Genomic DNA, 25,944 nt, shown 5'->3' with positions numbered 1-25,944 from the left:
ATATTTAAAAATAAAGGCAGCTTTCAAAGAATGAAAAACAATAGGGCATATCAAAACGTATCCCTTCATAGAAAAAGAACATTGATCTGAGTTTTCTAAAAATCGGTTGATGAGATCGGGGAACTCACAAATTAGAGGTGGAAGGTTAAAGGATTATGATTAATACAACGTATAAACTAATTTCAAAATTGAACCTGAAAAACACGACTTATGGTCAATATTTTGAAAAAGAGCAAATCGATACTGAGCGATTAAAAGTAATGTATTCCATTTACGAACAGTATTATGAAAATACGAGATTTTCTATTTTCGTAGATGATTTCCAAAATAAAAGCGGTGCGATCTTAATTTTTAACTCTGAAACAGATGAGATTGTAGGTTTCTCGACTGTGGTGGTGCAGCATTTCTATTTAAACGGTAAAGACTACACCGTGTTATTTAGCGGTGATACGGTCATTTTGAAAAAGTTTTGGGGCACGCGTAGTCTGCAAAGTACCATGCTCAAACTGATGATTAAGCTTCGAATCAAATATCCATTTAATGAACTCTATTGGTTACTCATTTCTAAAGGCTATAAAACTTACCTGTTACTTGCCAATAACTACTATGTGTATTACCCAAACATTAAAGATGAAAACCAGCATCTTTCAGAAGTGGTTGAGCACTACTGTGAAAAATTCTTTGGTGAATACTACGACCGTGAAGCGGGCCTTTTAAATTTTGGCGATGACTATCAACCATTAAAAGGTGAAGTCGCACCAATTACTGCCGAAATGAGAGAGAAAAACCCAAATATTCATTTCTTTGAGCAGAAAAATCCGACATGGAAAGCTGGCACAGAACTACCTTGTATTGGCCGTCTTGGTTGGAAAGACATAGCCCGTTTCCCCGTAAAGCTGATGACTAAACCGACCAGTAAAGGAAAGTTTGAAGCTTGCGTAACCCATAAAACAAAACGTAGAGAGGCCATCCAATGAAATCTAATGAATGGCTGACGCTTGGCTCACATCTAATTTTAAAAAAATGGTGTGATGCATCTGACCGTAATTTTCAAAAAGAGTTTAATGCTTTAGAGACCACGCAACGTCAAATTTTGCATTCGATATTACAGACCTCTACGTTTGCTAAAGATAAAAAGGTCCAAAATTATGAGCAGTTTGTAAAAGCATTTCCTGCGACACGTTACGGCGCATGGCGAGAAGATATTCAGCGTTACCGTGAACAAAAGCTTTCACTGTCGAGCAGTAAGTTAGTTCGTTTCCAGCCAACAAGTGGTTCGAGTGAACAAATCAAGTTCATTCCATATACCAAGCTGTTTTTAGATGAGCTTGACCATGCGATTGCGCCGTGGATGGCAAGTTTATACCGCAAATGCCCACAGCTTAGCTCGGGTACACATTATTGGTCGGTGTCGTGGTTACCTGAAAGCCAACGTGAAGTTTTAAAAGACAAAAACCTAAATGACGATAGTGCGCTACTTGGTGTAGGTAAGCGAATTTTGTCTAAGTTTACTCAAGCGGTTCCAAGTAACGTTGCTTTTGCAGCCAATGCCGATGATGCACTGTTTGCCACCATTTGCTATTTAGTCGCAAACCGTAACTTAGCCATGATTTCGGTGTGGAGTCCAACTTTTGCGCTGCAATTACTTGAACGTTTGGAGTTACTACAACAAGACGTGATTGAGGTTTTACAAAGTGGTTCATGGGGTAACCGTCAGGCTTCATTAAAAGAAGTCACTGCACCGCGTAGTCCTGAAAGTGCTCAAGCCTTAAGTGATGCTTCAAACGGCGCACAGATCGACTTTAAAAAGCTTTGGCCAAAGTTAAGTTTAGTGTCGAGTTGGGACACCGCAGGTTCAAAAGCTTGGGCTGAAAAATTAAAAGAGAAATTGCCCAGTGTTCAGTTTGAAGGAAAAGGTTTATGGGCGACGGAAGGTGTAGTGACTATTCCCTATAACGACCAATACCCGCTGGCCTATCAAAGTCACTTCTACGAATTTGAATATTTAGAGGGTGAGAAACAAGGGCAAATCATTCCGTCGTGGCAGCTTAAACAAGGCGATGTGGTCAGCCCACTGATTACCTCTGGCAATGGCTTGCTCCGTTACTGTCTGGATGACTGCTTACGGGTAACAGGCTTTATAGAACAAATTCCATGTTTTGAGTTCCAAGGTCGCCGTTTTGGTGTAGATCTGGTTGGTGAAAAACTCGCACCTGAAACTGCTCAGCAATTATTGTCACAGTTAAATGAAACGGAATCGAAGGCGATTTCTTTACTCGCAATTGATACGCAGCAACAGGTTAAACCATTTTACTGCGTGCTTTTTGAAGGTGATATTCATCACAGCATTAACAATGAATATATCGATAGTATCTTGCGCCAAAACTTCCACTACGAACTTGCACGAAACTTGGGGCAGCTCGACCAGCCTCAAATTCGCCAAGCCAATAATGGCTGGAATGCCTATAAAAAACTGGTCATGTTTGATGGCATTATCGAAGGCAATATCAAACCCGAGCCACTTAAAAAAGTCACCCTCAATAGTTTGGATCAACTATGAAAGGGATGAAGCAATTTAATACTCGTTTTTTAACACTTCGACACGCCTTGTATTTAGGCGTGTTGGTTGTGTCGAACACACACGCCATGACTTTAGATGAGGCTTTATCTGCCAGTTTAAGACATGAAAGTCAGCTTGAAGTGAGCCGTTTAAGCGTAAATCAATCCACCGCTGTGCTTGAACAGGCTAAACAGCGTGATGGACTTAAAGTCAATTTAGTCGGCCAACTGGACTATGAAAGAATAGATACGCCTTCACACGTTTTGTTTCCAACCGAAGGAAACCGTAAAGGCCGAAGTTTGCAATTGCAGGCAGATTATCCGATTTATACGTCTGGAAGACACCGTTTAGGAATTGATGTTGCCGAAAGTCAGCTTTCAGCCCAAAACCAAGGTTTGTCAGATCAACGATCGGAAACCATTTTAAATACCGTGATGGTCTATACCGACGTATTAAAGAAGAAAGCCATTTTAGAGCTTAGACAAAAGACTATGGCAAACCTACAACGGTCTTTATATGAGTCAAAGCGCCGTTTTGACGTGGGTATGATTACCCGTGCGGATTTGGCTCAGGTTTTGGCGCAAGTTGCTCAAGGCCAAGCCGATATTACACAGGCGCAATCTAACTTGACCGTAAGCGAAGCACAGTTTTATCAAGTAACGGGTACAACACCTGACAACCTAGTTGCGATTAAACAACTACCCGCTATTCCCACGAGCTTAGATGAAATTTTAGCTCAAACCAAAAACCATCCAGCTTTAATGCGCAGTAAATACGAAAAGCAGGCTGCCGAGAAACAATATGCTCTAACCAAACGCGAACTCTGGCCAACGGTCATGCTGACCAGCCGTGCCGGAAAACAAGATGAGGCAAGCTATATTGGTTCTGAAAGTAATAACTATATGGTTGGGGTACAACTTAATGTACCGCTCTATGACGATGGCTTAAATCGCGCCAATGTGAAAAAAGCACAGGCCGATATCGATTTGGCTAACCAAAAAACGCGAAGTCTTGAACTGGATTTGAATAAGCGGACCCGTACCACCTATGCGCAGCTTCAAACCATTCGACAAAATAAAGAAGCATTGGCAAATGCCATAGAAGCAGCATCTATTGCCTTTGTGTACACCCGTAAAGAGTTTGATGTTGGCACCAAAACCACATTTGATTTGCTCAATACAGAGCAAAAGCTACTCGATGTCCAAACCCAAAAAACTGTGAATGACCAAGACGAAGTGGTGTTTGTCTATCAGCTACTCGACCAAATGGGACGTTTAAATAACTTGGTTCCCACACAGACCGCACAACAGGTGAATAATGAATAAAACAAATACACCACTTGCTGACAGCACTCTCATTACCAGAGAAGCGACTTTGGCAGATGACGGTGCTTTACGAGAGTTAATTGCCGTACCCATGACCACCAAAGGCATACAAATTAGCTTTCAGCGCGAACCGAGTTATTTTAGAGCGTCTGACATTGTCTATCGGCATAAATTACATGTGGTGATTGAAGACACCGAGAGTCAGAAAAATGTCGCTTGTTATAGCAACGGTTATCGTCCGTGTTATGTCGATCGGAACATTCAAAACTTACGTTATGCGGGTGATTTACGGGTAGATCACAACTATCGGGGTAAATCCCTGGTTAAGGTTTTGGCGAAGCATGTAAAACAAACCATGCATGAACCGAACTATAGCCAAATGATTATTTTTGATGATAACCATGCCGCGCGCGCTGCCATCCAAACAGGCAAAACGGGAATGCCTGATTATTATGATGAAGGGCTTATAGAAACACTCAGTCTGACGAGTACTGGCGCAAAACGGAAAATCACGGCTTTTTTAAAGCAGACTTCTCAGCAGAGTAATGTTCAAGAGATTCGTACTTGTATTGCCGAAGCTCAGCATGTAGAAGCAATGAATCAGTTTATTGCCGACATGGCAGAGTTTTATAACTTTATACCTGCCTATAACTTTGAAGAACTGGCTCAAGGTCATCGGTATTTTTCAGGAATAAAACTCTCGGACTTTTCACTTTATTTTAGAGGTGAAAAACTAGTGGGCATGTTTGGCTTGTGGGATCAGCACAGTATTAAGCAAACCAAGATTCTAAATTATAGTTCCGCTATAGGCGTGCTTAGACCCGTTTATAACTTGCTGACTCCAATTACTAAGGGCATGCGTTTGCCTAAACTCGGTGACTCTATTCATTACCATGTGTTACATACGCTTATTTGTCATCCCGAAGATTTGGCTTTGCATCATAAAATGCTTGAAGATGCCTATAACAAGTCAAAACAGCAGGGTGTTGGTGTGGTGAGTTTTACGCTTTCCCATAAAGACCCGCGCTATCAGTTAAACCAGTTTTATAAAGGCGAACGCTTAACTGGAATGCATGGTTTTATTAGTTATGAAGGTGACCCAAGGCCAAATTTTGATAAAAACTTGATTCCATACTTAGAAGTTGGGCGTATTTAATTTAAAGCTTGAAGTGATACTTTTAATGAAGCCCACGGAAGTGGGTTTTGTCATTTTGAATATGAGCGCTGAAGTTGAAGGTCAGTTTATAAAAGAAAATATAGCAATAATTTATAATATAATTATTTAATTTTTAATGGAAAAGTATTTTAATTTTTATTGATGCGTAGTCACTAAACGTACATATAGCGCAACTACTATACAAATCGAAATTTAGAACATGGTAGTTAAGTGATGAAAAAAAGTTTATTGGGCGGCCTTATTCTGTCTTTATGTACAACTCCAGCTTTTGCGCTAAATATTTTATTGGTTAACGATGACGGTCTAACCAGCAATGTCAAAGCACTCTATGATGAATTAAAAGCAAATGGTCATAACGTGCTTGTGTCTGTACCGTGTTCACCACAAAGTGGTCGCGGTGGCGCAATCGTGATGTACAGCTCAACGACGATTACTGCGGATAACGATAAGCAAATTGCGGCTGAAAACGGTTGTCACAATGGCGCAGCACCCGTTGGTGCACCTGCGGCTGGAACCTTTACCAAAGCGGGTTATACCAATGGCGACTGGAACTACACGCATGGCACACCAGTGATGGCAACAGTTTATGGACTAGACGTGGTGGCGCCAAAACGCTGGGGTAAAGCGCCAGACTTAGTTTTATCTGGCCCGAATGAAGGACAAAATGTCGGAAAAGTCGTTGTGCACTCTGGCACCATTGGCAATGTACAGTTTTCGGCAGGACGTGGCATTCCGTCTATTGCTTTAAGTGCTGATACAAACACGGTAGATGACAAAACTTTAAACAACCCTAACTCTGCGATTGTGGCAAAACAAACTGTAGTGTTATTAAAAGAATTACAAGCTAAGGCAGGTAAGGGGCAATTGTTGCCAAAAGGCATTACGCTTAATGTTAATTTCCCTAAAAATTTAACAACCAGCACACCTTTTGCTTTTTCAAAAATTGGGACGTATGACTTATATAAACTGAAATTCCAAGTGACCAAAGACAATAAAGGCAACAATCAATTTGGTCTAGGAATAGACGCGGCACCATCGGCTCCAACTGCCGCGCAAATGTCGGATGAAAGCGCCGTAATGCAAAGCAAAATTGCAGTGACTGCTATGCAAGTTGCTTACGACCAACGACCAGCAGGTCAAGAATGGCTCAAAATTCGTTTAAAAAGCCTATTTAACAAGTAAGGAGAAAGACCATGAAACGTTGTTTGTTGGTTTTACTTCTTGGGCTTGGTTTGGCGGCTTGTAATGACAATGATCATGATGACCAAGTCTCGACTGAAAAACCTGCACTGGCTCCGAGCTTAGACGTTGGTACTTATATTATTAGTACCGAAACTGATCAAGAGTTACCTATGGCGGGGAAATACTATTCTGGTGCAGATGGTTCTAAATTATTGGTTTTAGATGATGACGAAAACCGTGCCAAGATTGTGATGAGCTATGACGCAAAAACCAAAGCTTGGCAGAGCAATCAGTCTAACCAAGCGATGACCGTTGAATTGGCGCATTATGAAAAAATTGATGATCAGAAAATTATGCTGAATCAATTGGTCGGCAATTACGATTTATCTTTTCCGGATGGAACAACGGTAAATGCCGAGGTGAATGCACAAGGTAAGATTGTCTCGAAAGATCCAAATTGTGTGTTTACAGGTGTTATTACTGAAAGTGCATTGGCGGATACTGCAAACTATCAACTGACCGATAACAAGTGTGGTGCGCTAAAAAACAACTCGAAAGGTTATGTTGTGGTAGATGAAGACTTAGAACCTATGAGTTTTAGACTTGTATCTGACACGGTTGCATCAAAAGATATTTGGGCATTTGCACAATCTTAAAAATAAAAAGGCAACGGATTCATTTCGTTGTCTTTTACCCCAACCTATCTTGCGCCGTTGAAACAGCCAACATGGTTTGAAGATAATAATCTACACGTGATTGATTATTTTCTTTATATGAGTTATGCGCATTAAAGGCTGCGTCATGAAGTTTTACAACTCGTGCGATCGGATTCGAACTACAACGAATTAAATATTCTTCGCGTGTTTCAGTTTCCCGTTTAGTTAATGCATCAACCGCATCACGGACTTCTTTTCCGAATAAACTTTCGATTTTGGCTAGGGTAAGAGGCGTGTCCTCAACGCTATCGTGTAGAAGGGCTGTAATAATATGGACTTCTGAAAACTGGTGCTCAATTAATGAGTTGACCACACCTTTAATATGGTAATCAAAGTAATCATGAGGACCATACTTTTGACCTTGATGCGATTCTTTTGATAATTTCTCTGCGAGTTCAACTTTATTTTGAGTCATTTTTTGCTCTTATCACTTTAAGTATATGACACGGCCTAATGTGTGAGATAGGTAGTTTAAGTCATAATTTTATACTGGATAGCGACTCATAAAAACATCTCTTAATAACAGTAGTGTCTCTTTTTATTTATTCATTCTTAGTTGAGGTAGGACAATTCAGACTTTAAGTTTTTGAAATTTTAAACTTTAACTTAATGATATAAGGGTAGATTAAAAATATTACTTAAGAATTTCCTTAATTATGTAATTAAATGAAAAACAATAATTATTTAAATATTTTCTAGCCAATTTCACATTGACACTTCAAATATTGAAGATTACCATTTGCGGGCTGGCCTACATTGCCAGACGGTTTTAGCAGACCGTATACGACCGCATCAGGATTATTTCTTCTGAGGAATAGTTTTGTGCGTACGCTCCTCGTTCCCTCCCGTAGCGGTAGGACGGGAGAGGGACACCCTCGGGTGTGCTGGTTGTCGTACCAGTCTGCTAACCCTCTTTCGTTCTGCCACCATAATTCTAATGTCTTGGCAGAACTCCATATATAAGGAGTTGGCTTTGTACATTCATCATTTCTTGGCAACCATTGCCAAAAGCTATAACAACACAGCTTAAAACACTTAACGCAGCTTGATTGCCGTAAGGCTTTTTCAGGCTTTAGCTCGTTATTACTTAAAACTTAGACAATTAAACCTTGAGATGTGCTGGGCACAGTCTTTACGGCTTTGCTATGCCTTTTTTCTCCCCAAAGGCAGCAGTTTTTATATCTCATTTATATACAACAATAATTTTTATAACGGTAAAAATATGCCAAAAATAGTTCTCCCAACACGTGCAGTACAAGTCGTAAATAAATCAATTGAGTTATTTCACTACAACGGATTTCATCTGGTCGGCATCGACAGACTTGTGAAAGAGTGTGAAGTGACCAAAGCAACTTTTTATAACTACTTTCACTCAAAAGAACGGTTGATTGAAATCTGCTTGATTGTGCAAAAAGAACGCTTAAAAGAAAAAGTGGTCTCAGTGGTTGAATATGACTGCGACACAAACGCATTAGATAAACTCAAAAAACTCTATCTTTTACACACAGACCTAGACGGGTTGTATTACTTATTATTTAAAGCCATTTTTGAAACAAAACTGACTCATCCAAAAGCCTACATAACCGCCTTGCGATATAGAACATGGTTCACCAATGAAATATATAGCTTGCTTAGAGCGCTTAACACCGATGTTTCCTTTACCGATGCCAAACTATTTTTATATCTAATCGAAGGTGCCATTATTCAGCGTTTAAGTTTGGGTGAAGTTGATGAAAGGGTGGTTGAGGTGTTTTTGAGGGGGATGGGAAATATTGCAAATAGAAAATGAGTTTATGGATCTTAGTTATTATTCAATTCAATAAAGAAGATTGTTAGTGACTATACCTATCGTTTTTTTCAAAAGATCGAATACTGTCAATCATATTGGTGAAAAGTCTGGATCAATGTCTCAATGATTATATTATTTACGATGAACCTAATAATTTCGGCTATGTCTAAGATCATTTGGGGTTAATACAGTCAAAACAAATTAAAAATGCCATACATAAGTGGCATTTTAAAATATCTAATCTCTTGTGTTTCGTAAGATTAAAAATTTTTTTCTAAAATTAATTTAATTTTCTTTATAACCTACAACAATACAAAATTAAGGACGTTCATTAAAAAATTAGGATCAATAAATTTTTTCTTTTCATGAGTATTTACAAATTTTATAAATCGATTCCATTATTTAATTATACAAGTATAATCTTTAGTAATACTTCACCAGAGAGTCTTCAGATGGTTTTTTGTTTATTTTTGGCTTGTGTACAAAAAAATTTTCTTAATAAAAACAAATAAAATCGTATGTTATTCCTGGGAATGGCTTGTTATAAAAGCATAATAAAATACAGATATTTGAAAGTAATATTTAAAATTCGAGTGTTTAATGATGTATCGTTTAAATTTTAGCTCTAGACAGTATTTAGCGCAGATATTAAAAACAAGAGGATTAACATCTGCTGATGCACGTGTACTTTACCAATATCAATTGTCTTTTCCTGAATTTAAAGAAATTGAGAACATTCTTAAAACAAGTTTTCAATTCCAAAATATAAATCGTATAGGCGATGAATGGGCTAACTTATTTACGTTGTACGCTGCCGAATGGTTTAGACGTGAATATACTGCAAAATGGACATGGGATCCGATTTTAACTGCCTTAGATATTAGGGATTTACCAGTAAACACCAGAAACGAAGTTGTAATTAAGGGACTGAGATTTTGGAAACGCCCGATTATTAAATATAGTAAAGCTAATAACTATTTAGGTTCGATTTTTAAAGAGGGTGGATTCCCCTCACGCTTGTTAAAAGAAGATGGAAATCGTTATATTGCGATTTTCCAAAAAGTGATCTCTTTATATTTAGAAAATAAATCTCATATTGATGAGTTAAGAGCTGAGGCACAACAAGAATTAAAGACTTTACCACAAGCATTTGAGCATGATGAAACACTATCTTTAGTGCTTGATATTGTAAGATTAATTATCGAAAAAGTGGAAAACTGTCAATTAACTGCTCTCCAAGACCCAATTATCACTTTAGATCAGCAATCTAAGCATTGGCGTAATGAATTTCCGTTGCCTATTGATGAAGACCAAACGATCGTAGAGGATTTTTTAAGAAATTTATTTAAGTCGGCCTCAGAAGAAATATCTAAGCATCATCAATTACGCCAAGCGTTAAAATGTACTCATAGCTTATCTGAAGACTTTAAATATTTATCTAGTACAATTTACTTGCCAGAAGAACTTTCATTTACACTAAATGAAGATGTTGAGTTGCGACGCACACGTGGTAATTTAGTCATTAAAGAAGGGTTGAATCATAAAAGCCAATTTTTATGTACGACTTATCTTTCTCAGCAAAATAATAAAGTCATTGCAGAAATTAATAGAGGTTTTTTAAAAGACATATATCGTCAATTCCACAACGAAGCTTTATATCTATGTTTAGAGGTGGATGGGGTAGTACTCAGTCATATTGAATTAGAAGATACGGCTCTCGATTTTGAAACCTTACCTATAGCTTTTGAAATACAAGAAAAACCAAAATATATTGCCCAAGGTGCTTTAAAAACCAAAGCGTCTGAAATATTCATTAGCCTGCCAGTTGGTGCAAGGTTTACCCATGTAGAATCGACAGAACTTTCTGAATTTGTAGGTCAGTTTTTAACATTTAAATTGTACAAAATTAGGGGGCAGCAACAGATATTGACACAAGATGATGATCAAATCATTATCAAATGTGGTCATTCTGATATTGAATTTGAGCAGTTATTGTTTAAGAAAAATAATATCAGCCAATTAGAGACCTGCCCAAGTTTAGCATTTATGGGTAAGCCAGCATTAAAAACTTATGGCACACATACCTTATTTCGTGGGAATGATCAGATCGAGATTACCCCTTTGCATTTACTTTTAGGGCAGCAAATGCTGACTTTAAAAAATAGACAAGGTGAAAGCTTATTAAAAAAGAAAGTGGTTATTTTACCAAAACATTTTAAGATTATGGTACAAGCAGGTGCAACACTAGATCAGGCTATACTTGGTATTGAGTCGGATGCAGAAATTCACATTGAAGTATCGAATTCTCACTCAAGCTTAGTTTATGAAAAGACTGGAATATCCTATAAGTGTCAAGTGAAATGTGCGGTTGTACCTTTAGCATTAAATTTAAAAATAACCTTTAAATTTGGTGGGGAATGTATTGTTACTGTTCCGTTCCCTGCAAGAGGCTTTAAACTGATTAATGAGCAAAAAGAAGTAACATCAAAAGATTTAGTAATTCACGACTTATTGAATACTGAACTGCAAGTGTACTCTTATGACCGCGCGGCTAAGTTAAATTTTGATATTGTATTAAAAACAAAAAAAAATCAGGGACATGATGTACCTTTTTATCGTAAGAAAATAAAGGTTAAACAAGGTATTTCTTCTATTAATTTATATGAGCTAGTAGAAGATGTGAAAGGCATTTTAGCCTTAGATGATGATTTGGATAGTTTCGTCGAATGTACTGTCAATTATCATCATAGCGAAAAAAAATGGAATATACGGCATTATGCGCATCAACTGAATTGGGGTAAAAACGTTCAGGGTTATTATAACGATAAAACTACTTTAGTTTTTAAGCCACAAGCAATGTCGTTAGTGCAACCACAAGTGGAACCACTCGATTTACTTGAAAAAAATGAATGGATAGGCAAAGTTTTCCAAGTTCCAGAATTGGATATGAATCATGCACCATATTTATTAATACCTGCAAAAGATTCGACATTGTTTAGAGCCAAGCTTATTCAAGAATTTAACTATCCTGAAGATACTGAACTAGATGTATTAACCACTGCTACACGTAATTTTGGTCAGAATAAACTCTTGATTAAGCAGTTTATTCGTGCAGTAAATTATGAAAATAATGAGGTATTCTGGGATCATGTGAAAGCATTATTACAGAATTATAATCATTTACCACTAAATACTTTTGAAGTTTTAAAGGGTCTAGCAAGTAATTATGATCAATTGGCTATCGCAATATTTAAACTTGATTTGTCTCTCGATATTTTACGTCGTTTCGAAACCGAATTATCGGTGATGTGGTATTTGATTCCAGTTGCTTCATGGCAGAAGGCAACTCATCAAGTGATTCAATATTGGCAGAAGATACTTGGTGATGATGGTGGGTACGGTCGAGGAAAGGCAGAAAATATCTTAAAAAGATTGAGGAATTTTACACCTTTATTGGCTGAATCATTTCATTCATATTACCTAAATAATCAATACTCATTTGGACCAGAATATAATTTTCAGATTTTAAATGATTATATTTTTGAGGGTAAGTGTTGGGGTGGAGTTGAAAACTCAGAATATCAGAGAATGCTACAACGCAACCACGGTGCAACAGAAGATCAAGCATGGCCAACTGCACTTTCGCAAAATAAATGGACTTACTTTGACTGTATGCAGAAGCTCCCTTTTAGCTGTCAATTGGCAAGTCAATGGAATAAAGATGTGGTGTATTTACCATTTTGTTTGGCTTATATGAATGTTAAACATCAATCTCTATTGCAATTGAGTGCCTATGAGGTACTGCAGCTTAAACAAATCATTGCATTTGATGAGCAATGGTTCAATCAAATTTTTAGTTCAATTGTTAAATATTTAATTTTAGAAGCGAAGTAACAATGTATAAATATTTTAGTTCTTTAACACAAGAAAGTATCCAAAAAAATAAAGAAGCGACTCTGAGTATATTGGGGATTTCGCATCCTGAACTACGTGATGTTCTAGGTCAGCAAATGTCTCAAGCTATGGGTGAAGATCAATCATTTTTATCTTCACCTGTAATCGAACAGATGTTTGCATGGAAGAAAGGCCAGCCTACTTTAGAAGATTTGGGGGGACAACTACTTCATGCAAATGTGATTCATGCTTTAGATCACAAAGAAAATGGAGCCTATCGTTTTAATCGTCACTACCAGCCTTATGTGCATCAATTACAGAGCTGGAATGCTTTGTTAGAAGATCACAAATCGATTGTGGTCACTTCAGGGACTGGTTCAGGTAAAACAGAATGTTTTATGGTGCCTATTTTAAATGACTTATATGAGGAGTTCATTCGGGAAGGACAATCTTTAACAGGTGTGCATGCATTATTTTTATATCCGCTCAATGCACTGATTAACTCGCAACAAGAACGTTTAGATGCTTGGACGCGACATTTCCTACCATCGAATGCTATTCGTTATTGTTTATATAATGGTAATACACCAGAGCATAAATCACAGAAAACTGGAGAACAAAATCTTCATCCGAATCAAGTGTTCACACGTGAAGAACTAAGATCAAATCCGGCGCCTATTTTGGTGACCAATGGCACCATGTTGGAATATATGATGGTACGCCAAATCGATGCGCCTATTTTGCAAAAATCTCAAGAAAAATTGCGTTGGATCGTATTGGATGAAGCTCATAGTTATATGGGCTCACAAGCAGCTGAACTAGCGATGCAACTACGTCGTGTTCTACATGCATTTGGTGTGGAAGCGAAAGATGTTCGTTTTGTTGCAACTTCTGCAACAATTGCAGGTGCTGATGCAGAAGAAAAACTAAAACAGTTTTTATCAGAGATTTCAGGTCAAAGTACTGAAAATATTTTGGTGATTGGTGGTCAACGTGAAGTACCGCCATTGGCATCTGTTGAAAATAACCTTCTAACTTTAGATGAATTGGTGTCTATTGATGAAGGACAAGAGGTTTCCTCTGAACGTTATCATAAATTGTCTGGACACCCAATTGCACTAACATTACGTGAATGTATTTGCTCGGAACGTGCTTTAACACTTGAAGATTTATTCAAAAAAACACAAGAAAAAGATTTTAAGCTATCTCAGCAAGAGATTTTAAAATGGTTAGATTTATTAACCTTTACAAAACCTTCTCATGCAGAACAAGCTTTTCTTAAGATACGAGTCAACTATTATCAGCGTGTAACTCATGGATTATGGAGTTGTATTAATGATAAGTGTGATCAAAAATCTGAAGATCTAAAAAACTGGAACTTTGGCCAAGTTTATGCGACACATCAAGAAAACTGTGCGTGTGGGGCACCTGTATTAGAATTAACATTCTGTAAGAGCTGTAAGGAACCACATTTATTAGGTTTATTGGGTAGGGATGATGTTCTTAAACAATGGACTGTTGAAGTTGAAGATGAATTTGCATTACTTATTGATAATGAAGCAGAAGAGCAAGAAGAAAAAGAATTTAAAAAGGCGATAAAGAATCGTTTAGTCGTATTTTCTTCAAATGAAAATAAAGAGAAAAACTATCGTCGAGACCAACTGAACTTAGATAATTTAAAACTTGGGCAAATTTCTAAAAATACGTTAAATGTGCATTATTTTGAGCCTTATAGCAGTGGTGATGCAGTTGAATGTAGCAATTCTGAATGTGGTTCAAAAGGAACAAAATATGACTTGCCATTTAGACGTGCGATTTTAGGTGCACCTTACTATATTACCCAGACTGTTCCACATCTTTTACAATATTGTCCAGATATTGATCAGGAGGATATTGAAGAAGTAAGCAAAAATTTTAATGATCCAGAATTTATTGAAGGTGAATTCAAAGAGCTGAAAGACTGCACAACATGGGATATGCCAGCTAAGGGTAAACGCTTAATTACCTTTACGGATAGTCGTCAAGGCACCGCACGCTTATCTGTCAAAATGCAACAAGAAGCAGAGCGGTCTCGTTTACGGGGGGCAGTAGTTGGTGCATTAATAGAACATACAAAAAATACAAGTCAACAACAAACCCTAAATCCTGCAGTGGTGACATTCACTCAGCTATTGAGTAAAGCAGAAGAAGAAGGAAATACGGCCTTAATCAATATTTGCAAAGCAGAATTAGAGAAGTTAAATACAAATGATACAAAATTTGAACTTCCTGAGATACCTTGGGAGGACCTATGTAAACGTATCGCAAAAGATTTTGATTTTCAAAATGGTATTTTACTCGCAAATCGTCATATCGCAGGTGAAGTTTTTGCTGATGCCGGACCACTTAAACTGGCACAGATGTTACTCACACGCGAGTTTTCACGTCGACCTAAGAATGCCAACAGCTTAGAAACTTTAGGATTGGTAAAAATTGGTTATCAGGGCTTAAACAACTTAAATGATCTGCCGAACTATTGGAAAGACTCTGGCTTAGGTAATCAAGATTGGCAAGATTTTATTAAAGTTGTTCTAGATTACTATATTCGTGAGAATACAGTGATAGATCTTGCTGATGATTGGCAGCAATGGTTAGGCGGGCGTGTACGTCCTAAGCATGTTGTGAGTTTTGAACTAGTAAATCAATTTAAATACAGAGATGATGGTTCGAAAAATAATAGTATTTTGGCATGGCCACTAGCATCAGTGTCTAAAAATCACCGCATAGTCAAACTTCTAGTATTAGGTGCAAAATTAGATTTAAGCTTGCAAGCACATCGAAATATGGCTGATGATTGGCTAAAAAAAGCATGGCAAGTATTAAAAGCTGAATTTCTAGTTGAAGATGGGAATTCAAAATATCATCTTAGAAAGGAAAAATTAACTTTTAGTTTGGTGGATAAAGTCTTTTTATGCCCAATTACGCATCGCTTGATGGATACCACATTCAAAGGGTTCACGCCTTATTTACCAATCAGTTTGCCGCATAATATTGATAAATATAAAACAGAAGAAATGGTTTTTCCAAAGCTGTGGCAGTTTGATTATGAAAATCTCACTGCACTTCATCAAGATTTAGCAGTGAGCAAGCTAAGATCACTAAATTTATGGACAGACTTGTCGGATAGCGCAGTATTGGGAGGATTCTTCTACCGTACAGCGGAGCACTCGGCGCAGCAGTCGGCAAATTTACTCAAGCAGTATGAAACTTACTTTAAGGCAGGTAAGGTTAATGTCTTAAATTGTTCGACGACCATGGAAATGGGTGTTGATATTGGAGGGATATCAACTGTGGTGATGAACAATGTTCCTCCACATCCTGCCAATTATTTACAACGTACAGGGCGAGCAGGACGTGGTAGCCAATCACGTGCTATTTCTTACACGATTTGTAAAAATAATCCACATGATCAGCAAGTCTTTAAGCAACCATTATGGGCTTATACAACTGCAATTCAGGCACCCCATGTGAGCTTTAATTCACAAAGGTTAATTCAACGACATATCAATGCACAGTTACTAGCCATCTTTTTAATCAAAGAAATTGGGGATACTGATATTGATCGACCTAAACTGGATTTAAAATGGTTTTATCTTAAACAACATGGTCAATCTGATTCAATTTGTGACACCTTTGAAAAATGGTTGGTAGGAAAAGCAGTAAAAGATTATAAACATGTATTAGAGTTTTTGAAAAAAGGTACAGCATTAAAAGATATTGATAATGTAGAAATCATAGATGCTTGCTTGACAAAAATACGTGAACTCAAGACAGAGTGGATAGAAGAATATGCGATTGTTGAAAGAGAGTATCAACAAGAACTGGCTACGAATCCTAACAGCAGTTATCTCTATCGATTAACATGCGAAAAATATCGTTTAACCCAAGCATATTTATTATCTGAGTTGGCGATGCGTAACTTTTTACCGAGTTATGGTTTCCCAACAGACGTGATTACCTTTGATAATACAAATAAGCTAGAGAAAGATCGTTGGGATAAGCTTTCAAAGAACCAAAAAACAAAAGATTTGGAAAGTCATCTTGATCGAGAGGATAATTTATCTCGTGTTAAAGGCTTGCCAAGCCGCAATATTGCTATTGCGATTCGTGAATATGCACCGGGTGCAGAAGTCATCGTTGATGGTCGCGTCTATACTTCGAAAGGCATATCACTTGCATGGCAAAATGTTCATAATGAACACGATAAGAAATCCCAGAAATTTGATTATGCTTGGATGTGCCATCACTGTGGTCAAACAGGGCTGACATCAGGTGTTTTGCTGAATGAAGAACAGTTGATATGTACAAATGCTAAATGTGGAGAAATTATAAAAGATGTTAAAAAAGTATTACGTCCTAACGGTTTTAGCGTAGATTATTATGATAAACCTAATAATGATGTCACGACGCAACAATATATCCCTGTTCAGAAACCTTGGGTAGGTCTTTCAGAAACGGCTTTGAGGTGGTCATTGCCACATGCAAATTTGGGATATTTAAATGTAGATCCAAATGGGCATGTATTTCAATATAGTTCAGGTTTGAATGGCACAGGATTTGCTATTTGTCTACAATGTGGTCGAGCAGATTCTATGGAAGAGAGTTACGATGGTGAAGCCAAGTTTCCAAATACTTTAACTCCCGATCGTCCACATAAGGCACTTAAAGCTCAAAAAGATGGTGATAAATTTAAACGACCAGATTGTGGTGGTTCAAGCGTCGTTCAATCTAATATTCATTTAGGCTGCCAAATAAAAACCGATGTGTTGGAAATTATTTTAAAACACCCGACCCGTAATGAATATATTTTAAATAATGAAGATGGTCGAATTATTGCAACAACATTAGTTGTAGCTTTACGTCAGGCTATAGCAACTAAATTGGGTATTGCTACTGATGAATTAGGTTATGCAGTAAAAGTTAAGAAGATTGATGATAAAGCAGTTTTAGTTTTACAAATATTTGATGATCTAAGTGGTGGTGCTGGTTTTTCGACAACAGCTGCAAATTATATTACTGAGGTATTAAGATTACTCATAGAAAAACTGCAATGTATAGACCACACTTGTAATTCAGTCTGTGGTAAATGCCTACTAGATACTCAAACAAGACATGATATAGAAAATTTAGATCGTAATTTGGCTTTGGAATGGTTAGGAGATGATTTTTTAAATTATCTAGATTCCCCAATTCCGGAAACAGAATTTATTGCAGGTACTCCATTTTCAATTATTGAGCAATATGTAAATCATGGTGCAACAAAGATCACATTTAACCTCACTGGTAATAGTGAAGATTGGGATATTTTATGTCCTGTAATCAGAAGAAAATTATTTAACTTGTTGAATAGTAATATTGAAATAGTATTTTTGCTTTCATCAAATGTGAAATTGACACCACACATACAGCAAGAAATGTTGACGTTGGAAAAAATTGGTATTTCATTTACGGTGAATAGCAATGTTACCTCTGAATATTTATATACTCAGATTTTAAGTAAGGAGAAAGTAATCTCCTTATACAATCAGTCGGCAGAAGTAAGTTGTTTTAATGAGTTATGGTTGGAGGGTCAAAGCCCAAGTTATAAATCAACTATATCCCCAAAGTTGCAATTACAAAAATTTAGTTTTGATTTTAAAGCTATTAAATCTTATGAAAATGAGTTTCAACGACTTAAAGTTGGCAAAGATTTTGACGGTGAATCAGTAAATGATTTTTCTCAAAAATTTTGGGCTAAAGTTTTACCAATATCTAAGCTACATGATTTAGTAAATGATGAGGTTATAGAAATAGAATACTCAGATCGATATCTGCAGTCCCCAGCAAATATCATTTTAATAATTGGTTTGTTGAAAGAAATCAAAAAAATATTATGTATTCGCCCTCGATTATCTATAATAACGTGTTTTAGAAATAAACAAATACAGGATGAAAAATTATATTCAGATTTCAGCCAACGTGAAGTTTTTGAGATATTCTTTGTAAATTATTTTGAAGATCAATTATCTCAGAAACTTAATTTAAATATATCACGATCAAAAATAGATCATTCTCGTTACTTTATTTTTTCATTAAAATCAGGTAAGAAAGTTGATATCCGTTTGGATCAAGGTGTTGGCTATTGGCAGGTCAAATATATTAATTGGCGTGCAATTCAAGAGAAAGGAGATTTTCCTTTCTTAGAAAGTATCCAGAAACAATTATTATGGATAAATGGAAATAATACCAATATGTATGTAGAGGGTGAAGATGGTTTTAAAACTGATATATATATCACAAAATCTTGAAGTAACGATCATCACTGTTAAGAATCAGATTTGAAAAAAGATGTTTGAAACTAGTAGTGTTTAGCATTTTCATAAAAACTATTCTTAAAGGCTTATTCAGCAATTTAGTCTCAAAACGAATAAGCCTAAACCTAAAATCTAATGCACAATACTTTGGGTCTATAGTACTAACTAATATAATGGTGAGTCGATATTGAAACTAAATAGGTAGCGATGATTTAGCCAAGGAATTAGTTTATATAATCATGTCATTTTATTAACAAAGAATTTCTATATTGCAATAGTTACCTACCTGATAATTATTTTATAAATAATATTAAATGAAATTTTATTTAGATAACTTTGAGAAAAAATATGAAAAATATTGAAATTTTAGAAATAAAAGAAGTTGGTGATTATGAAGAAGGCTTATCGCTACTGTTAGAGGATTCTATCAATAGTGGAGCTTCTATAGGTTTCTTAGCTCCTGTAGATAAGAACGAGGTCTTAAATTATTGGCGTGAGGTCAACCATAAATTAGAACAAGGTAGTAGCCGTCTATGGATTGCTATACAAAAAGGAAAGATCGTAGGTAGTGTTCAATTATCCTTGGTAAGTAAAAAGAACGGCGTTCATAGAGCTGAAGTTGAAAAACTCATGGTCCTGACAGCAGCAAGAAAACAAGGAATAGCAACATTACTACTGAATGAGCTAGAAAGTTTTTCAAAACAAAATGGTCTGCGTTTACTTGTATTAGATACGCGTGAAGGTGATGTGTCCGAGCAGTTATATAGCAAAATTGGATTTGTTCGTGTCGGTGTCATCCCAAGTTTTGCATTAAGTTCAAATGGGAGCTATGACGGTACGGCTATCTATTATAAAAGGCTTGGTTGAGTTCTATTTTTGGAAACTATCTATGGTGTATATTTTTGGAAACTATCTATGGTGTATATTTTTTAAACCTGTTACTTAACTTATGTGCACTTAAAGCTAACAATATGATTAATTGTTAAATTTTTCTTAGATGATTATTAAAGTTTATTAACTTAATAAACCAAATAAGTTTAAAATGTATTTTTAGATCGTAGATCATTTTGACATCTTTTTAATATTTTAAATTGAGTTAGTTAGGAATAAAGATGCCAACAGTTATTGTAGAAAATGATATTTCACAGTGGGATGATTTAACAGGTGAGGTTTATCATTTTCCTAAAAGATATAAGGACTTACTCTTAACTGGTGAAAAAGTTATTTATTACAAAGGACGAATGAGAGATAAAAATTTTGAATCTCGTCGACTAAGTAAGTTTCCTCATTATTTGGGGATCGCTGAGGTAGGAGATGTTATTTCCATCAATAATGACAAAGAACTCTTAGCGGAAATTATTAATTTTAGGCCTTTTATTGAACCAGTTGATTTTCAAATAAATAATGAATATCTAGAAAAAATTCCTAAAAATAAGGAAAAGAATTATTGGAGAGATGGTGTACGAGAGATTGATGATGATACTTACAATGCAATTATAAGCCTGGCGAATTTGGGGCCTGTTTCAGAAACAAAAACACTATTATCTAATGAGGATAGCCAAAGTTTTGAATCTGGAGTAGAAGGCAAACCAACTCTACAAATCACTACTAAGTATGAAAGAGATCAAAAGCTTAGAAAACAAGCAATTTTAATTCATGGTTATGCGTGTGCTGCATGTGGCTTTAATTTTGAAGAATTTTATGGTGATTATGCGAAAGGATTTATTCATATCCATCATATAGAGCCGCTTTTTTCAGTAGGTGAAAAAGTAGTAAATCCTGAGACAGATCTAGTCCCATTATGTGCAAACTGCCATGCAATTATTCATAGAAAAAGAGATAAAACATTAACAGTTGAGGATCTACAAAAAATGATTAACAGGAATGTGGTGTAACAATATTAATTAAATAATTTTTTTGAAAAAATAGGCAGTTGCTTTAGTTTTTTGATTTACGTCGAAAAATGAGATCTTAAATTTTTCATGAGGACACTTGTAAATTAGCAGGGAATATCGCCTATGGATTGTTATTTAAGAAGTAAGGATTGAGCAGCTATATTTTTTAGGTATTTCGGTACTCTAGATATAGTAAGTTTATTAATGGCTAACAATAACTCTTGATCAATACTATTGAAGCCATATGTGTGACAAATATTCATACAAAGATAGTTGAATAATTGAGCCGTAACTTCAGCATCTGCTTCTGCGCGATGAGCTGTGCCATTAAACTTAATATTAAATAAGTCTGCCATTGCCCCAAGTCGATAACTGGGTTGATGAGGTAAAATACGGCGAGCAAGTTTCAAAGAACAAATGAGTCCATTGTGTGATGGACTTAACTCCTGTCGAATACTTTCTGCTTTTAGGAATTTCTCGTCAAATCCTGCATTGTGAGCAAGTAAAGGATCTGTTCCAATAAAGTCCAATAGAGAAGGAATGACTTCTTCCACTAAAGGAGCATGATTAACCATATCTTGAGTAATACCAGTCAACTTTGTGATGTAGTATGGAATATTTACACCACAGTTTATTAATGAAACAAAACGTTCTGTGATTTCACCTTCTACAATACGTAAAGCCGCGACTTCTGTAATACGATCACCAGCCTCAGGGCTGACTCCTGTGGTCTCGAAATCAAGTACAATGATTGGCGAAACATTCATAAAACGCTTTCTCTATTAGAAATTAGGTATTAAAAGCACAACACTTTTCATCATATTTTAGCAAAAGAGTTATGAGTTCTTTCATTCAATGGATCTACAGGTGAGCAATTATTGTTGTAGAGATATATCACAATAGATAGATATTGTGTTTAACATACAATGAAGTTATGCGACTTCAGAATGACCTAACAAGAAAGAATGATGTCTTCAAAAAAGAAGCTATGACTGCTGTTGCTGAATTGTTAGAAGTTGTTGGTGAACATTTTTTGCATCTGAAAAAGAAAATTTTAATAGAAAGTAGCACTACATAAGATTATGGTCTGAGTCAATGATTAGAATTTTGCTACTAATTAAATAAACACGGATATCTCAAAACATCCGTGTTAGAAAATACTTAAAGTTAATTATGGTTTTTCTTTGCCAAGAGCATGGTCTGTTTAAGTTGTTTACGGTTGAAACCTAAAAACTCAATCACATTTCTAAAAAGTGCTGGTGTTTTGGCAATCGGAGTGTTTATTTTAGGTACAACGGTCATATCTTTACGCCGTTCTATGCTCTCAACTACGCCTGAGACAACTTCATCAATAGATATATATTTCCAAATACCCGAGTTACCTTTCCATACAGCTTTACCTGCTGCGTCATTTTGAATACTGTCCATCATTGGGGTCTTAAAGAAGGTCGGATGAAGGCTACCAACATCTATATTTGAATGTTTTAATTCCAGACGAAGACTATCGCATAAAGCCCAAACGCCTGCTTTACTCGAAGTGTAGTGCGTGTTTAACGGGGAGTGGACGAAAGCCGCCATTGAAGATACAGCCAGTAAGTATCCCTGAGTTTGTTTTACATACGGTATAGCTGCGCGGAAAGTACGAAATACCCCTGTAAGATTAATATCGATGGTTCGCTCAAAGGTTTCAGGGGCCATATGTTTTAGTGCTTCTGTTGTAGCTATGCCAGCATTTGCAATTACCACATCAATTTTACCGAAGTGTTGAGCTGCTTTTACCATAGCCGTTTCTAGGCTTTCCAAAGAGCGTACATCAGCTACCCAACCTGCGGCAATGCTTTGCCCACCTAGCTTTTTTGCCTGACTTTCGAGTTTGTTAAGGTCTAAATCTAGGAGTGCTAGTTTTGCGCCTTTGGCTTGTAATGCTTGAGCAATCGCAAGTCCTAGTCCACCTGTTGAACCTGTGATGACCACAACTTTATCTTTTAATTTGTACTTAGACATATCAGATTTCCAGACATTTTTATAAATGAGCTTTAAGGCAATGGATTATTTCTGAATAGGTTTTGATTCACTTTCAAGTTGTTGAAGTAAACCCTGTAATTTCTTATGGCGTACTACCATTGCATCACTACCTGCACTAAACATTCCGCGTAATATCGAGAACGGAACCCAACGCACTGGAGCAAAAATGCGTGGCTGGCGATGCTGCACACCTTTTACAATTGCTTGCGCCATGTATTCCGGAGTAATAGGTTTGCGTAACCATGCCGGAAATGCTGCTTCAATCATCTCCGTTACAGTTGCATTACCCCCAAAGGCAACCTTGGCGATTGGTGTTGCTGTCCAGCCTGGATAGACAACACTAGCTGTTGCGCCGGTATATGCAATCTCTGTACGGAGACAGCGTCCGAGCATTTCTACTGCCGCCTTTGAAGCGGCATATGGAGCGTTTGCCATTCCATTGACGAAGCAATAAACAGAAGAGGTTATGAGGATTTGTCCTTTATTACGGGTTACCTCAGGTAATGCAGCACGGACTGTGCGCCAGACACCCAGTAAATCAACTTCAACAATTTTATCGAACTCAGCTTCATCACAGCTAGCAATTGTCGAAGCACCATCACGCCATGAGATACCTGCATTGGCAAAAGCTATATCTAGGTGTCCAAAGTGTTTTATTGTTTTCTGGACGACATCTTTTGTAGCTACTGCATCAGTAACGTCTAGCGCTAATGGTAAAACACGAGATGCCTCAAATTCAGATGCAAGTTTATCTACAGCTTCCTGTTGCATATCGGTGAGTACCAAGTTTGCACCTAATGCATAAAATTCACGGGCTGTTGCTGCACCAATTCCTCCAGCGGCTCCTGTAATTAAAACAACTTTTTTGTTAAGGTCATATTTCATGGTCTTTCTCCAAATATTTTAAATTTACTGTTACTTGACTGGAACGATGCGTTTAAGAAAGTCGATCTGATCACGGACAACACGCTCAAAAGCTTCTCCAACGTAAATTTCAAAATGACCATCGGTGTAGTGCTTAATTTCATGATTGGGTGTATGGCTCGCATGACGCAATGTTGTTTTTGAGGGTGCAACAGAGTCGGTATCACAGATACAAAACAACACGGGCGCTTGAATACGTGATGTCTTACGGCCCGGGTAATAGCGTATGATGTCGAGTACAAAACGTGCAGCGACATAGTTTGGAATATTTGATCCAGAAGGCATAAGTGCGAGATAGCCTGAATAAGCGTCAGGTGCATTCATTAATGCTGTATGTCCTGTTGGAGCTGCAAGAGGCACCATGACTGGCTTTGTGCCGAGCATTGATCCGATCTTGTCTTTTAAAGCGAGTCCCGTGAGCTTAAGGGTTGTTATTGGGTTCATTGCCATGCTGGATGAGAAACCATCAGTGAAGGGGCATTGTGATATAACAGCAGCAAGCCGATTATCGTTAGCCGCTGTTGCCAATACATGGCCTCCACCGAAAGAAGTCCCCCATATAATCACGCGGTTTGGGTCAATTTTTTCTAGGCTACGTGCATAGGCAATAGCGGCTTTCCAGTCTTCAAGCTGACTTTTTATGTCTAGTAATTGTCGAGGTTGTCCTTCGCTATCACCAAAATAGCGATAATCAAACACTAAACAAGCATAACCCTCTGCCACAAAACGTTCGGCAAAAGCGGTTAAACGCATTCTACGAGTACCACCCAGACCGTGCGCCATCACAATAATTGGTGTAGTGGCCTCGGTCGCTGGACGATATAAATAGGCACTGCATTTCATGCCATTTGAATTAAACTGAACATCAAGTGGAGCTTGGGTCACATTATTTAAACTTTTAACCATCGTATTTTTCTCAATATTGGCAATAACGCTATCTTCTGAAAAATAATGAGATTAGGCTTGATGAAAGCTGCCATATTGCTTGACACTTTGCGCCAAAATTTGGATTGAGTAGGTGTGTTTAGTCATTTGCTTTTGTTTAAAAGCTTTAAGTACACTAATTGATAATTGGCGCCAAATTAGAACTATACGGAATGAATGGATTGAATAAGCCGTTGTATAGAAGAAGGATTTCTGAAATCTATGTTCAGTTATTATTTGAATATCTCGAAAAACTAGGTCATGACCCAGAAAAGGTGCTAGGTGAACCGTGGCCTAAAGCAGATTCAAATCATTTAGAAGGCGTAGATATCGACCATTGGGAAAATCTTCTTATTATTGCTAAAGATTATTTAAATGACCCTTTTATTGGTTTGCATGTGGGGCAAACCATTACAGCTCAGCATCTAGGTGTTTTAGGATCTGTATTCCTTGCCTGTGAAAATCTGGGGGCAGTTTTAGATAGGTTTGAACGATATCAGCGGCTTGTCTATGATGTTTATCCTGCCACTGTTCACATTCATACTGAATATGTAGAACTTTCATGGGATACAAAAGGTGAGCAAGTCGGCCCTTTATCGGATGAAACTGGCCGTACCGTTATAGTTCAGTTTTGCCGTAGTCTTATTAGAGGAAAAGTAAAACTAAAAGAAATACATTTTATTCATGAACAGCCTGAAAATGTTAAGCCTTATGAAGAATATTTCGGCTGTCCTGTACTTTTTGACCAACCCGTGGCACTTATGCGTTTTGATAAGGAAGTCTTAAGTCTACCGCTTAAAAACTCCGACACCGTCTTAGTTGCCATACTAGAAAAACATGCCGACAAGTTACTGGCAAGCCTGCCACATATTGATGAAATTACAGATCAAGTCCGTAAACAGATTGCTTACTTGCTTCATCAAGGCGAACCAACTATTGAACAACTTGCAGAGCGATTAAATTATTCACGCAGAACCTTGCAACGCCGTTTAACCGAGGCAGGAACAAATTTTCGAAAAGAATTAAATACTGTCCGTTACGAATTGGCAAAATCGTATTTAAAAGATCCAAGACTACAAATTGTAGAAATAGCCTTACTGTTAGGTTATGCCGAGCACAGCCCATTTACACGGGCTTATAAAGAGTGGTCGGGTAAAACGCCACAACAAGCTAGAGAAGAAATGAATGAGTTAAGGTAGAA

17 protein-coding genes are annotated in these 25,944 nt (G+C 37.0%); 12 read left to right on the top strand and 5 right to left on the bottom strand.

Annotation, left to right across the window (positions count from 1 at the left end; all coding sequences use genetic code 11):
- Window positions 1-188: 188 nt before the first annotated feature.
- The 6 genes from J580_RS07660 to J580_RS07635 all read left to right on the top strand — a co-directional run bounded on the left by J580_RS07660 (window position 189) and on the right by J580_RS07635 (window position 6,900).
- Window positions 189-977: a hypothetical protein gene (locus J580_RS07660; protein WP_171071969.1), complete on the top strand. Its 789-nt coding sequence runs from the start codon at window positions 189-191 to the stop codon at window positions 975-977.
- Complete coding sequence (locus tag J580_RS07655; protein WP_032003667.1) at window positions 974-2,560, top strand: GH3 family domain-containing protein; 1,587 nt, start codon at window positions 974-976, stop codon at window positions 2,558-2,560. Before J580_RS07660 ends, J580_RS07655 begins: the two co-directional genes overlap by 4 nt.
- The gene (locus J580_RS07650; RefSeq protein ID WP_032003666.1) at window positions 2,557-3,885 is read left to right on the top strand and encodes a TolC family protein; all 1,329 of its coding nucleotides are present in this window, start codon (window positions 2,557-2,559) and stop codon (window positions 3,883-3,885) included. The genes J580_RS07655 and J580_RS07650 overlap by 4 nt, the downstream gene beginning before the upstream one ends.
- A complete protein-coding gene (locus tag J580_RS07645) occupies window positions 3,878-5,041 on the top strand; it encodes a hypothetical protein (RefSeq protein ID WP_032003665.1) in 1,164 nt (387 codons plus the stop codon). Before J580_RS07650 ends, J580_RS07645 begins: the two co-directional genes overlap by 8 nt.
- Window positions 5,042-5,272: 231 nt before the next feature.
- A complete protein-coding gene (gene surE / locus J580_RS07640; RefSeq protein WP_081403561.1) occupies window positions 5,273-6,244 on the top strand; it encodes a 5'/3'-nucleotidase SurE in 972 nt (323 codons plus the stop codon).
- Window positions 6,245-6,255: 11 nt separating this feature from the next.
- A complete protein-coding gene (locus J580_RS07635) occupies window positions 6,256-6,900 on the top strand; it encodes a hypothetical protein (protein WP_032003663.1) in 645 nt (214 codons plus the stop codon).
- Between the two features lie 34 nt (window positions 6,901-6,934).
- Here the strand turns inward: J580_RS07635 and J580_RS07630 are convergent, their stop codons facing one another.
- Window positions 6,935-7,375: an HD domain-containing protein gene (locus J580_RS07630; RefSeq protein ID WP_032003662.1), complete on the bottom strand. Its 441-nt coding sequence runs from the start codon at window positions 7,373-7,375 to the stop codon at window positions 6,935-6,937.
- Window positions 7,376-8,182: 807 nt separating this feature from the next.
- On the opposite strand from J580_RS07630, the gene J580_RS07625 reads away from it, so the two are divergent.
- The 5 genes from J580_RS07625 to J580_RS07605 all read left to right on the top strand — a co-directional run bounded on the left by J580_RS07625 (window position 8,183) and on the right by J580_RS07605 (window position 20,870).
- Window positions 8,183-8,749 carry a TetR/AcrR family transcriptional regulator gene (locus tag J580_RS07625; RefSeq protein WP_032003661.1) on the top strand — a complete coding sequence of 189 codons (567 nt, stop codon included), beginning with the start codon at window positions 8,183-8,185 and terminating at the stop codon, window positions 8,747-8,749.
- Between the two features lie 600 nt (window positions 8,750-9,349).
- Complete coding sequence (locus J580_RS07620; RefSeq protein WP_228131053.1) at window positions 9,350-12,643, top strand: STY4851/ECs_5259 family protein; 3,294 nt, start codon at window positions 9,350-9,352, stop codon at window positions 12,641-12,643.
- A gap of 2 nt (window positions 12,644-12,645) precedes the next feature.
- On the top strand, window positions 12,646-18,969 hold the full coding sequence (locus J580_RS07615; protein WP_032003659.1) for a DEAD/DEAH box helicase: 6,324 nt from the start codon (window positions 12,646-12,648) through the stop codon (window positions 18,967-18,969).
- A 354-nt stretch (window positions 18,970-19,323) separates the two neighbouring features.
- Entirely contained in the window at window positions 19,324-19,842 is a 519-nt protein-coding gene (locus J580_RS07610) for a GNAT family N-acetyltransferase (RefSeq protein ID WP_032003658.1), read from the top strand.
- 245 nt (window positions 19,843-20,087) lie between these two features.
- Window positions 20,088-20,870, top strand: coding sequence for an HNH endonuclease (locus J580_RS07605; protein ID WP_032003657.1), 783 nt, complete (start codon window positions 20,088-20,090; stop codon window positions 20,868-20,870).
- 131 nt (window positions 20,871-21,001) lie between these two features.
- Here the strand turns inward: J580_RS07605 and J580_RS07600 are convergent, their stop codons facing one another.
- The 4 genes from J580_RS07600 to J580_RS07585 form a co-directional block, all read right to left on the bottom strand.
- Window positions 21,002-21,637, bottom strand: coding sequence for a PolC-type DNA polymerase III (locus J580_RS07600; RefSeq protein ID WP_032003656.1), 636 nt, complete (start codon window positions 21,635-21,637; stop codon window positions 21,002-21,004).
- A 400-nt stretch (window positions 21,638-22,037) separates the two neighbouring features.
- Window positions 22,038-22,874, bottom strand: coding sequence for an SDR family NAD(P)-dependent oxidoreductase (locus J580_RS07595; protein ID WP_032003655.1), 837 nt, complete (start codon window positions 22,872-22,874; stop codon window positions 22,038-22,040).
- 45 nt (window positions 22,875-22,919) lie between these two features.
- Window positions 22,920-23,780, bottom strand: coding sequence for an SDR family NAD(P)-dependent oxidoreductase (locus J580_RS07590; RefSeq protein WP_032003654.1), 861 nt, complete (start codon window positions 23,778-23,780; stop codon window positions 22,920-22,922).
- A 30-nt stretch (window positions 23,781-23,810) separates the two neighbouring features.
- Entirely contained in the window at window positions 23,811-24,725 is a 915-nt protein-coding gene (locus J580_RS07585) for an alpha/beta hydrolase (protein ID WP_032003653.1), read from the bottom strand.
- Between the two features lie 191 nt (window positions 24,726-24,916).
- Between J580_RS07585 and J580_RS07580 the strand changes: the two genes are divergently transcribed.
- On the top strand, window positions 24,917-25,942 hold the full coding sequence (locus tag J580_RS07580) for an AraC family transcriptional regulator (protein WP_032003652.1): 1,026 nt from the start codon (window positions 24,917-24,919) through the stop codon (window positions 25,940-25,942).
- The last annotated feature ends 2 nt before the right edge of the window (window positions 25,943-25,944 follow it).

This window comes from Acinetobacter sp. 1542444, from assembly GCF_000581835.1.
Classification (GTDB): domain Bacteria; phylum Pseudomonadota; class Gammaproteobacteria; order Pseudomonadales; family Moraxellaceae; genus Acinetobacter; species Acinetobacter pittii.
The sequence above is the reverse complement of the archived record's forward strand: the minus strand, read 5'-3'. Positions and strand labels throughout refer to the sequence as shown.

Bases quoted from the DNA above. Each gene is read 5' to 3' on its own strand.
- J580_RS07635 (WP_032003663.1), top strand. From the start codon at position 6,256: ATGAAACGTTGTTTGTTGGTTTTACTTCTTGGGCTTGGTTTGGCGGCT.
- J580_RS07655 (WP_032003667.1), top strand. From the start codon at position 974: ATGAAATCTAATGAATGGCTGACGCTTGGCTCACATCTAATTTTAAAA.
- J580_RS07645 (WP_032003665.1), top strand. From the start codon at position 3,878: ATGAATAAAACAAATACACCACTTGCTGACAGCACTCTCATTACCAGA.
- J580_RS07650 (WP_032003666.1), top strand. From the start codon at position 2,557: ATGAAAGGGATGAAGCAATTTAATACTCGTTTTTTAACACTTCGACAC.
- J580_RS07600 (WP_032003656.1), bottom strand. From the start codon at position 21,637: ATGAATGTTTCGCCAATCATTGTACTTGATTTCGAGACCACAGGAGTC.
- J580_RS07615 (WP_032003659.1), top strand. From the start codon at position 12,646: ATGTATAAATATTTTAGTTCTTTAACACAAGAAAGTATCCAAAAAAAT.
- J580_RS07625 (WP_032003661.1), top strand. From the start codon at position 8,183: ATGCCAAAAATAGTTCTCCCAACACGTGCAGTACAAGTCGTAAATAAA.
- J580_RS07580 (WP_032003652.1), top strand. From the start codon at position 24,917: ATGAATGGATTGAATAAGCCGTTGTATAGAAGAAGGATTTCTGAAATC.
- J580_RS07630 (WP_032003662.1), bottom strand. From the start codon at position 7,375: ATGACTCAAAATAAAGTTGAACTCGCAGAGAAATTATCAAAAGAATCG.
- J580_RS07590 (WP_032003654.1), bottom strand. From the start codon at position 23,780: ATGAAATATGACCTTAACAAAAAAGTTGTTTTAATTACAGGAGCCGCT.
- J580_RS07585 (WP_032003653.1), bottom strand. From the start codon at position 24,725: ATGGTTAAAAGTTTAAATAATGTGACCCAAGCTCCACTTGATGTTCAG.
- J580_RS07595 (WP_032003655.1), bottom strand. From the start codon at position 22,874: ATGTCTAAGTACAAATTAAAAGATAAAGTTGTGGTCATCACAGGTTCA.
- J580_RS07620 (WP_228131053.1), top strand. From the start codon at position 9,350: ATGATGTATCGTTTAAATTTTAGCTCTAGACAGTATTTAGCGCAGATA.
- J580_RS07610 (WP_032003658.1), top strand. From the start codon at position 19,324: ATGAAAAATATTGAAATTTTAGAAATAAAAGAAGTTGGTGATTATGAA.
- J580_RS07605 (WP_032003657.1), top strand. From the start codon at position 20,088: ATGCCAACAGTTATTGTAGAAAATGATATTTCACAGTGGGATGATTTA.